The sequence below is a fragment of the Candidatus Nitrotoga sp. 1052 genome (genome assembly GCF_927312905.1).
In the GTDB taxonomy this organism is placed as follows: Bacteria; Pseudomonadota; Gammaproteobacteria; order Burkholderiales; family Gallionellaceae; genus Nitrotoga.
This window is the reverse complement of the sequence record NZ_CAKMHQ010000051.1, coordinates 54,460-64,437: the sequence shown is the minus strand read 5'-3', so window position 1 is coordinate 64,437 and position 9,978 is coordinate 54,460. Positions and strand designations below refer to the sequence as shown.

Genomic DNA, 9,978 nt, shown 5'->3' with positions numbered 1-9,978 from the left:
TATCATGGTGGCGAAGTTCAGTGAAGTGCGGTGGAATAAATCAGTGTTTCCTTAGATTACGAAGATCGGAAATACCTATGGCATCAACTTAATCAATGAAGTGGAACTTACCCCTAAAATTATGCATGCAAGCTTGCCGAATTGTGCGAATTGAAGGATATTCGTTCGATACCGTACAGATGCTTTAAATTAAATAATTTAGTATTCAGCTGTCCCCACTTTTCGACAATATGAGTGCAAATAATCCCCCCCGGTTATTTGTAACTCTTAAGTACTCTACTACTTTTAGCTAAAAGTGGAGGACATTGATGTTGCTTTAGTCACCGCTCTCTACTCCCCTGTCGAGAGCGTTTTTTTGGCGAATTATATTAGTTTCCCAGCCTGCATTTCTGTATCCAAATAGTATTGACAATGTCACTTCTCAATTAATAGCAGCCATTGCACTTTAGTAAGAGTTCTTCCATAAATTTCTATTATATTGATCTAACTTAATGGACTTTATTATGTATTTTTGTTGTCCACAAAAACTGTGGATAACTATGTGAACACTTTCAATAAAAGCAAGCTAACTGCTAATAGTATATATGATTTTATCCAATCGCTCATTTTACAGGCGCCATTTATTAATAATAAAAACAATTACTTATATTTATCATTCAAAAACAACGCTAAAACCATTTTCATTGTTGGGTATATTCGTAACTTGTGAATAAACAACGTAATGTCAAGCACTTTTGTTAATATTTATTCAATTTCATGCATTATTCCCATGGCACCAGCATTGCAGTTCTGATAAATCGAGAAATGATTCACTCAGGTGCAATTTCAGCGGTGAATGCCTTACCCCATCCTCTCTCCCTGCGGACTGCCTTGGGTAATTGTGGGGCTACCTGCGGCTCCGGTTTTACTCAGCCGGTAGCAAATCCATAAGTGCCCTTTCGGTGCCAGATCGGTAGAAACTACTAATAATTTGTTGTTTTTAATCAAAATTACAGTAAAACAGTGCAATTTCGAGCAACTCAGGTTCGGCCCCAGTTCGGTTTGTGTCAATCTGACCGATGCCCAGTAAAAATTTTCTTCCGATTCTTCAACTTTGGATGCATAACTTTTAGAGTGGCTGCTCCTGTTAATCCGCAGGTCCCTGGTTCGAGTCCAGGTCGGGGAGCCAGATATAGAGCCTTGCAGTGATGCAGGGCTTTTTTATTGTCTGAATAAATGGCCTGAGTAGGGCTGCTTAGTACTTCCCGGTTACGTTTCGATAACCAGTTAGCGTGTTGGATATCATTTGAGTATCGTGTTGAACGTGTTAGCGAGCGCATCATTAGATTGCCTTAGCTTTCGTTATCGACATCTTTGACTTTTAGTTGAGGGTGTAGGTTGACAGGCGGGATACTAGGTTGAAGCGGTTCATGTTAGTAGCCTAGTCGATCTTTTGTAAGATATTGTCGATTCTCACTGAAACACTATAACGCGGATTATTTTTGCAAACTGGGATGTTGTGTTAACTATCTCTTAATGCCTACAGGGGGAAAAAATGATTTGCTATTACATTTATTGGTTAAGTATCTTACCCACTCGGTTATTAACTGGTAGGTGCTTATAATGATGGAAAGAACTGTGTTTAAAATACCTGATTATGAAGTTATTATTCACATCATAGTGAGCAAATTCAGTGCAAGTTTAGATATAGAAATTGAAACCATATCAAAAGAATTCAATTTGCATGAAAGCACAAAATATAATGGGCATAGAGATTATCATTGGACGTTTGATTCGTGGGGAGCGGTAGTAGCAGCCTCGTGCATTAGATAACAGGCATTAGTAGAGGCACAGAACTATGAAAAATCCCTACTTCCGTTCGCTTACCTATTGCCCACTGCATTCACGCAGCCACATTATGAAAACATGATCGCGACTTAACCCGTTGAACTCCACTATTGCCAACCGATATCAAAAATAAGCAATTTGCTTATTCTCTTTTTTGAGCATCGCCCTATTATGCAAACGCAGCTTCTAATGGTTATAGAATCCCAAAGACATTCATATGCCACCATCATCAGATCAAGTGCGTTAATGTATCTGAAATAGGAGGAGACCTATCATGCTTACCTATAAAAACAGACGTCATGCCAATGAAGTTGATAGTAATCGCAAACATAATCAGGATGAAGATATGCGGCACAAAATAACCGGTCGAGCTGGGAAATTCGTTTATGAAAGTGGTAGTGCTTCCATTGAAAGAAAAATGACGTCTAGATTCAATTATGAAGAAGTCAACGAAAGCAGCAAAAAAGGTGGGCCAGTCTATGTGACCAATATAGGCGATGAATCAGACTACGGCGGATTCTCTGAGCAAATTTCCGAGGATGGTAATCGGAATATTGAACGTGAAGAGGAATATGTCTCTCCAACCAGCGGCCGGACATCTGTGGAGGATTCTGAGACTGGCGGAGAAAATAGAGGCTTATAGAATTAACTTTTTGACCTTGACGACATATGATATTTGATCCCATTGTCGCCAATTAACTTAACCTATTGCAGTTGACGCAACATGTTGCAGTCAATTTTTGAGCTTTTCAGCTAATACAACAATTCCCATCGCGCATTGATAACTTGGTGACTCCTGTTCACACTGGCGGCGCCCCTTTTTTTAAACGTTCACGCGAACCATAACTAAATTCGAATGACAGGTTTTTGCAAGGGGCTCCATTTATTAATCTTTATCATCCATCTTCTTGCCTCATCTACTAGAACCGGAATCCCCGGGAGTCCAGCAGCATGATGAGTCACTGGAACCACCGGCAGCCCTACTTTCGCTCTTTTGGTTGCCGGTGTCCTTTTGGGGATGTGCCTTACCCCTATCGGAATCCATTTCACCGTCCTCCATTTTCTTGCGTCCGCCATCATCCTTCATCTTCTCCATCATCTTCTTGTATCCGGCCTTCATTTCTTCCAAGGTAAGTTGGCCGTTTCCATTGGCATCTAGATCCTTAAATTTCTTTGCATGGAAAGCATTAAATTCGTCCGTGGTGACCATTCCATCTGAATTTGCATCCATGGCTTTGAACATTTTTTCCTGCATTTTTCCCATTTTTTCCTGCATCTTTCCATGAGATGCATCGGAATCAGCGTGAGCTAAAGTAGTGCCCAATACAAAACAGGACGCAATAGCGAGGTAACTAAAAGTTTTTTTCATGTGTAACTCCATTTATAAATAATTGTTCAGTTGACATTATGTTATGTCGCGCTTAAGAATTTCACCAAGGCCACTGGCCACATATTTGGCTAATTCATAAACAGATTACAAAGCTTTTGGAGCATGGTCTGTGCGATATTGCACATAGTGAATAATAAATTAATGGGTCTCTATCAATGCGCAAAATCATTGAAGCAATGCGGCCACAACTATATCAATCCCGACGAATACAACAAGTTGGTATGGGCTATGCAGTGACCGGTGCGGCGCTGCTGCCATTCATAAATCTAAATTTAGTATAAAAAATTCGTCACAGCATGGTCTACCTTAAGTTCGGTACTGCACTGACTGAGTATAGAATTTTGTGCATTATCCTACCCTGTTGTTCTAGTCGTAGTTCAGATCATATTTCATTCATTTTCTTAGGGAACCATCATGAATAGAGATCAAGTTAAGGGTCGTATTAATAAAGTCATAGGTAAAGTCAAGGAGGTCGCCGGTAAAATCACCGAAAATAAGGACTTGGAAATAAAAGGGAAAATCCAAAAGAATGTTGGTAAGAGCCAAGCTGACTTTGGTGATCTCAATAATGATCTCAAGAAATGGCGGCTGAAGCGAACATAGCGTAGATGTGTTGGCGCCATTTAGCTAGGTGCATAGGTACGAATAAACACAATTGATAAAAAACCAAGTTTTTTCTGTAGATAAATTTTGATTACGAAGATCCAAATACCTATGGCATCAACTTAATCAATGAAGTGGAACTGAACCCTAAAATTATGCATGCAAGCTTGCCGAATTGTGCGAATTGAAGAATATTCGTTCGATACCGTACAGATGCTTTAAGTAAAATAATTTAGTATTCAACTGTCCCCACTTTTCGACAATATGAGTGCAAATAATCCCTCCCCCCGGTTATTTGTAACTCTTAAGTACTCTCCTACTTTTAGCTGAAAGTGGAGGACATTGATGTTGCTTTAGTCACCGCTCTCTACTCCCCTGTCGAGAGCGTTTTTTTGGACCCTAATTTTCCGGCTACAATCAGCTCATCCTAAATCACTACTATCCGGTTAAATTAAAAATCGCCGACTTAAACAATGTAACGTACTGATCTATAATGAATCTACGACAATATCTTGGACACGACCCTGAGCTCTTCCTATAACCCGAGTTTTGTCACAGCTCATGACGGGACGACGGCAGGAGCAGAGGCATTCCTGTTTAATGGCATATCTCTCGATGAATCCTACTTCAACATTCATACTACTGTAGTCGGTAGTGGGGAGATCCGCGGTTTCCTTACACAGGTTTCGGGACAAGTACCCGAGCCTACGACCCTCACCCTTCTCAGCTTTGGGCTTGTGGGACTTGGCTGGAGCCGCCTCAAGAAAGTGTAAATGCACTCACACCCCACGCTTCGGCGAGATATTTTTTTTCGATTACTCGATAAGAGCCCGCCGTGGCCGTGCATGCGAAAAAGAAATACACCGCGAATTCTCTTTAATATTCAAGGCTGACTGAATTCACGTAATAATATTTTTTGCTTGAGAGAAGCTTCTTGTACTAACCCATCAAGTTTTGAACGATATAACAGCCGAATGCCACCTTTATGAGTAGGCTCTTCAGTAATGTCAAAGAGCCCAGTTGCCAAAATCAGTCCCTTCAGGGTTTTGTGACCATATAGCTCATTTAACATCATCTTTTCTTCAGCCTCATGTTGTCGAATTAACTGGCCTGCAGTTCTCAGTAATACCCATCCATCAGGCCTCGCAGCTTGTCTTGCAATGTCGCCAAGCAATATTACGAGACGACTTTGTCTGAGCCATAACAATTCAAACTGCTTCTTGGCTTCGTCAGAATTGATAAGCTCTCGATTATTACTGATTTCTTTCCACATGAGCCTCTCCTTAATTGAAGGAATTTTGATGAACCCATGATATGGAGTTGATAGCTCATGACGTTTTAGGTCAGTTTCGACCCATGCCAAATAGCCGCATTTCGCCACCTCCATGAAGTTCAGCCACTAACATAGATCGACATGAATCAGTTTTTCTTTAGAGTTGAGAATGAAAGTGAACTGAAAATTGCAATCCAACCTCCTCCCAGCATAGGAAAACATAATGGACAGTTAATCCGCAGGTTACAGTGGATCAGGGTGATGTTCCTCACGACTCAGCGCAATCAGCGGGGTGATTTGCTGCTCACAACAAATGTTGACGTTGGCCTTGGAGAAGTAGCCCGTATCCGCCACCAGGCTGCCCGGCTTGCCCAGCTCAACCGGTAACGCCTTGAGCTGTCCGAGTGTCGGTTCAATTTGCTGCTTGTCATTACACGCCTGCACGGTGTTGGTTGTCACGATCAACATGCTGTCCATGTCCACCACAATCTGGCCGTTGTAGCATTGGTCGAATCCACCACCCGCCGTTTTCATGATGCGTGATTCTTCGTCGGTGAGATTGATCTGGTCTTTGTCTTGCGCGCCATCCACGGGCGGAACAGGCGATTTGCCACGAGGTTTATGTCCGCTTTCTTTTGCCTTTGCTTCGCGCTTGCCCAGCTTATCTTGATACTCGGACTGTTCCTGTTCAAACCGTTCTTTGGCACGATCTTCAATCTTGATTTTAGCCTCGGTGATTGCTTTGATGCGATCTTCGCGGCGGGCGATCTCGTCGGGCAGGTTCATGCCAACCGGTATCTTCTCTTTGTCCGCCGCTTCAGCCAGCTCCATAAGCTTCCTGACCTCGCCTTGCAGTTGTTCTTCCAGTTTCTTGATGTGCCCATAACTCAAGGCACGATGTCGGGATGCGTTGGCTTTGAACTTGCTGCCATCCAGCGCGATGTTGCCGAGATTTGCACGCCCAGCGTGCGGGCGATCATCAGTATTTGCACTATCAGCTCCTCGATCTCTTTCAGAAAGCGTTTGCGAAAGGAAGACTTCCAGCGATTCTGGAAATACGAATCTCCGGTCTGGGCAGGAAAATTCCTGGATCAATGGTGCAGGGATGTGATGCATTCAAAAATTGATCCGCTGAAAAAATTCGTCGGCACGCTACGAAATCATCGAGAACTTTTGCTCAACTATTTCAGAGCCAAAAAAGCGTTTTCGAGCGGCGTTGTTGAGTGATTAAATAACAAGGCCAAAGTCACTATGAGAAAAGCTTACGGTTATAAGACTTACGACATGCTAGAACTATCGCTGTATCATGTACTTGGAAAGCTATCCGAACCGCAACTCAACCACAGATTTTTTTATGCCTCTGAACAAAGCCCCGCTTAACCTGTCGAAGCCATAGGCAATAACAGACAGGAGGGAATCATGCAAACGGAAAATGTGACCTTGCTGGGATGGCAAGAGCGATTCGGGGCGGGAAAGGCATGCTTGGATCAGTTGATCCGCTATCGCTGGTCGGATGGGTTCACCTGTCCGCACTGTGGGCACGATCAGGGTTACTTTATTGGTGGACGGCATCTTTACCAACGCACGGCTTGCACGCGTCAGGTATCGGTGATGGCTGGTACGATTTTCGAGGCCAGCTAACTACCGCTGGTGAAATGGTTCTGGGCTATTTACCTGATGGCTTCCGACAAGGGCGGCATCTCGGCCTTGCGTCTTGCACAGCAGATTGAGGTGTCGTGGATTACGGCACACCGGATGCTGCGCAAGATACGCATTGCCATGTGGGGCTCCGCGACAGCCTATATCGTTCTGCACGATCTGAGCGCTTGAGCACGCGGCTGATGTGCTTATAGTGCTCGCTGTCGTCTCCAGACTTCGAGAACTCAATCTGGGTACAGGCGCTGAGAAATTGCTCGATCTGCTCAATCGTACAAAGCCGTGTTTCATTCATGTTGATCACCATCCTTGCGATAATCAACCCACTTCTTCAATTCGACCTCAGTTTGTTCGCTTCAGGCTCATTCCTCGTTGGAAATACAGCTCTCGTTCAGGCTCATACCACATTGGACAAGGCTGACATTCGCGCGAAAATGATAGTACGGTTATAATTGCACGTTTTATTAAGCAGCACTTTAATTAAAGGAATAGCATGGGATTTCTGGCAAATAAACGCATCTTGATTACTGGCATGATCAGTAATCGTTCCATCGCTTATGGTGTCGCACAAGCCATGAGGCGTGAAGGCGCAGAAATGGCATTTACCTATCAGGGTGAGCGCATACGCGACCGAGTGTGCGAACTAGCACGAGAATTTGACAGCGAATTAATATTCCCGTGCGATGTAACGAGCGATGCAGAAATTGACCAGCTATTTATTAGTCTTAGCAAATATTGGGATAAATTCGACGGCTTCGTGCATGCAATCGCCTTTTCTCCACGCGAGGCACTTGCTGGTGAATTTCTTGATGGATTTACCCGCGAAGCTTTCCGGACTGCGCATGACATTAGTTCTTACAGTTTTCCGGCGATGGCTAAAGCCGCATTACCAATGATGGAAGGCCGCGCCGCCGCGCTGCTGACATTAAGCTATCTCGGCGCGGTACGCACCATGCCACACTACAATGTGATGGGTCTTGCCAAGGCCAGCCTAGAAGCCAGTGTTCGTTATTTAGCAATGAATCTCGGCTACAAAGGTATCCGTGTAAATGGCATTTCCGCAGGCCCAATCAAGACACTCGCTTCGGCAGGTATTGCCGACTTTAATAAACTATTAAACTACAATGAAAAAAATGCTCCATTGAAGCGTAACGTTACCACTGAAGAGGTAGGCAATGTTGCGGCGTTCTTATGTAGCGATTTAGCCAGCGGCATCACCGGAGAAATCACCTATGTTGATGGTGGTTTTAACACCACAGCACTTGGAACAACCGAGCCCTAGCCATACAATTCTTACCGCTGAAAACTCTCTTAGCGCGCTGAAGAAGCAGATTATTTATTTTCGCCTGCAGAAAAAGATTTCATGGTGATGTCAGCGTGTTTTTTGGCATCCGCAAGATATGCCTGGAACATTTCATCACCAGTTATTTGGCGCAGTTGTTGCATATAACGAGCATGCTTGGCATCGTCGATGGCGGTAACTTGTTTGATTGCATCCACACGAACGATTTCATAGCCATTCTGTGCATTTTCGACGCCCACATATGCCGGAAGAGTAGCCACGTTTGCTTGGAACACTTGACGAGCCAGACTATTATCAAGCTCAGCATGTTGTTCGCGCGTAATGGCAGTCGGCACTGTCCACTCCACGTTAACCTTCTCACCACGTTGTAACTGCGCCAACACCAGTTGGCCCTGTTTGACCGCAAACTCTAGCGCTTGCTTGCGCAGTAGTTTCTGACGGATGCTCTCATTCACTTCCTTCAACGAGCGTGTGCTGACTGGCTTATATTCCAGCAGCCGTGCCGCGAACAAGGTATTGGGTGCGATCTCGATGGCAGCGCTATTGCGCTTCTTCTTCGTTACATCTTCAGCAAACACAGCTTGCAATGCTTTGTCCGTCCAAGGCAATGCTCCAGCCTGTTTTTTGTTCAACCAACCGCTTTGCTGTAGCGGCATTTTTACCAGTTCTGCAGCTGGTTTTAGAGTATCACTCTGCTCATACACAACATTACTGAATTTCTCTGCCAACTCAGCGAACTTATCATTTGCTTTTTGCAGTTTCAGCCTCTGCGTAATAGCACTCTTTGCCTCATCCAACGGAAGCGTTTTAGCAGGATTCACCGCGAGCAGCTTGATAATATGAAAGCCAAAATCTGTTTGTACCAAACCGCTAATTTCGCCTATCTTAAGCTTGAATACGGCCTCTTCAAAGGGCTTGACCATCATCCCAGGGCCAAACGGGCCAAGATCACCTCCACTAGCAGCGGAGCCAGGATCCTGCGAATGCTGTTTAGCTAGCTCGGCGAATTTATCCGGTGATTGCTTAACCTGCAGCAATACCTGCTCTGCCTTGGTCTTGGCAGCCAGCTTATCTGCATCGGATGCCTGCGCGGCCACCGCAATCAGGATATGCGCCGCCTGGCGCTGTTCAGGTGAGCCAAATTCATTCTGATGCTCCTCGTAATATTTCTTAATTTCAGCCTCATCCACTGTGACTTGTGATTGCAATGCATCGGCTGAGAATGTCACATACTCCACCCGTACCTGCTCATCCGTCTGAAACTCCTTCAGATTCATATCATAATAACTTTGCACCGCAGCTTCATCCACTTTCGCCTGTTTGAGATATGGTTCAAAAGAAATTTTTGCCACAGCAACAACGCGCTGCTGTTCATTCAGGCGTATCAAATTATCCGCAGTAGTACGTGATGCGTAACCATTCCGCATATACGCATCAATCAACTGACGCATATATAGCTCTCGTGCTACATTTGACTCAAATGTCAACGGCGTCATTTTCTCACGGCGTAATACTGATTCGTAAAGCTGCTTGTCAAATTTCCCATCTTGCTGAAACGCCTCAATGCCAGCGATACTCTGAGCCAAATATTTCTCATTTACAGTTAAACCAATGGAACGCGCCTGCGACATCAACAAACGTTGGCTAACTAAACTTTCCAGAATCGCATGCTTTGTTTCAGGCTTATCAAACATAGCTTGATCATAATTACTGCCCATCATTTTACGCATTCTGTCCTGCTGCTGGCGCACAGCTTGATCGAACTCTGCTTGGTTTATTTTTTCGCCGTTCACCGTAGCTAAAGCCTCGCTATGAGATGATTTGTTGTAAGAATCCACACCCCAAAATGCAAACGTAAGAATGATGAGTAACAACACGATTTGTACAAACCGTCTGTTCCCATGTACGAAATCAAACATAATAGCA

The 9,978-nt window shown here is 44.3% G+C and carries 9 protein-coding genes and 2 pseudogenes; 7 read left to right on the top strand and 4 right to left on the bottom strand.

Translation table 11 applies throughout. The annotated features are described in order from the left end of the window. The first annotated feature begins 1,602 nt into the window (after positions 1-1,602). Positions 1,603-1,812: a hypothetical protein gene (locus tag MJ768_RS10765; protein ID WP_239291753.1), complete on the top strand. Its 210-nt coding sequence runs from the start codon at positions 1,603-1,605 to the stop codon at positions 1,810-1,812. 289 nt (positions 1,813-2,101) lie between these two features. Then, positions 2,102-2,470 carry a hypothetical protein gene (locus MJ768_RS10760; RefSeq protein WP_239291751.1) on the top strand — a complete coding sequence of 123 codons (369 nt, stop codon included), beginning with the start codon at positions 2,102-2,104 and terminating at the stop codon, positions 2,468-2,470. 270 nt (positions 2,471-2,740) lie between these two features. Here MJ768_RS10760 and MJ768_RS10755 read toward each other — a convergent pair whose 3' ends face one another. Beyond that, positions 2,741-3,196: a hypothetical protein gene (locus MJ768_RS10755; protein WP_239291750.1), complete on the bottom strand. Its 456-nt coding sequence runs from the start codon at positions 3,194-3,196 to the stop codon at positions 2,741-2,743. Between the two features lie 435 nt (positions 3,197-3,631). Between MJ768_RS10755 and MJ768_RS10750 the strand changes: the two genes are divergently transcribed. Both MJ768_RS10750 and MJ768_RS15470 read left to right on the top strand, forming a co-directional pair. Then, positions 3,632-3,820 carry a CsbD family protein gene (locus tag MJ768_RS10750; RefSeq protein ID WP_239291749.1) on the top strand — a complete coding sequence of 63 codons (189 nt, stop codon included), beginning with the start codon at positions 3,632-3,634 and terminating at the stop codon, positions 3,818-3,820. Positions 3,821-4,332: 512 nt separating this feature from the next. Continuing rightward, positions 4,333-4,593 (top strand): PEP-CTERM sorting domain-containing protein, encoded by a 261-nt coding sequence (locus MJ768_RS15470; RefSeq protein WP_445082990.1) that lies wholly within the window; start codon positions 4,333-4,335, stop codon positions 4,591-4,593. A gap of 110 nt (positions 4,594-4,703) precedes the next feature. Here MJ768_RS15470 and MJ768_RS10745 read toward each other — a convergent pair whose 3' ends face one another. Further along, entirely contained in the window at positions 4,704-5,093 is a 390-nt protein-coding gene (locus tag MJ768_RS10745) for a hypothetical protein (protein WP_239291748.1), read from the bottom strand. A 246-nt stretch (positions 5,094-5,339) separates the two neighbouring features. Then, a pseudogene (locus tag MJ768_RS10740) lies at positions 5,340-6,130 on the bottom strand (transposase); the annotation flags it as partial. Here MJ768_RS10740 and MJ768_RS15465 point away from each other — a divergent pair. The 3 genes and pseudogenes from MJ768_RS15465 to fabI all read left to right on the top strand — a co-directional run bounded on the left by MJ768_RS15465 (position 6,060) and on the right by fabI (position 8,031). After that, complete coding sequence (locus tag MJ768_RS15465) at positions 6,060-6,320, top strand: transposase (RefSeq protein ID WP_445082989.1); 261 nt, start codon at positions 6,060-6,062, stop codon at positions 6,318-6,320. The pseudogene MJ768_RS10740 and the gene MJ768_RS15465 sit on opposite strands and share 71 nt — an antisense overlap. A gap of 192 nt (positions 6,321-6,512) precedes the next feature. Beyond that, a pseudogene (locus tag MJ768_RS10735) lies at positions 6,513-6,901 on the top strand (transposase); the annotation flags it as partial. Positions 6,902-7,242: 341 nt separating this feature from the next. Beyond that, the gene (gene fabI, locus MJ768_RS10730) at positions 7,243-8,031 is read left to right on the top strand and encodes an enoyl-ACP reductase FabI (RefSeq protein ID WP_239291747.1); all 789 of its coding nucleotides are present in this window, start codon (positions 7,243-7,245) and stop codon (positions 8,029-8,031) included. 50 nt (positions 8,032-8,081) lie between these two features. Here the strand turns inward: fabI and MJ768_RS10725 are convergent, their stop codons facing one another. After that, positions 8,082-9,971, bottom strand: coding sequence for a SurA N-terminal domain-containing protein (locus tag MJ768_RS10725; protein ID WP_239291746.1), 1,890 nt, complete (start codon positions 9,969-9,971; stop codon positions 8,082-8,084). Positions 9,972-9,978: the final 7 nt, after the last annotated feature.

Coding starts and splice junctions, on each gene's coding strand:
- MJ768_RS10765 (WP_239291753.1), top strand. CDS start 1,603: ATGATGGAAAGAACTGTGTTTAAAATACCTGATTATGAAGTTATTATT.
- MJ768_RS10760 (WP_239291751.1), top strand. CDS start 2,102: ATGCTTACCTATAAAAACAGACGTCATGCCAATGAAGTTGATAGTAAT.
- MJ768_RS10755 (WP_239291750.1), bottom strand. CDS start 3,196: ATGAAAAAAACTTTTAGTTACCTCGCTATTGCGTCCTGTTTTGTATTG.
- MJ768_RS10750 (WP_239291749.1), top strand. CDS start 3,632: ATGAATAGAGATCAAGTTAAGGGTCGTATTAATAAAGTCATAGGTAAA.
- MJ768_RS10745 (WP_239291748.1), bottom strand. CDS start 5,093: ATGTGGAAAGAAATCAGTAATAATCGAGAGCTTATCAATTCTGACGAA.
- fabI (WP_239291747.1), top strand. CDS start 7,243: ATGGGATTTCTGGCAAATAAACGCATCTTGATTACTGGCATGATCAGT.
- MJ768_RS10725 (WP_239291746.1), bottom strand. CDS start 9,971: ATGTTTGATTTCGTACATGGGAACAGACGGTTTGTACAAATCGTGTTG.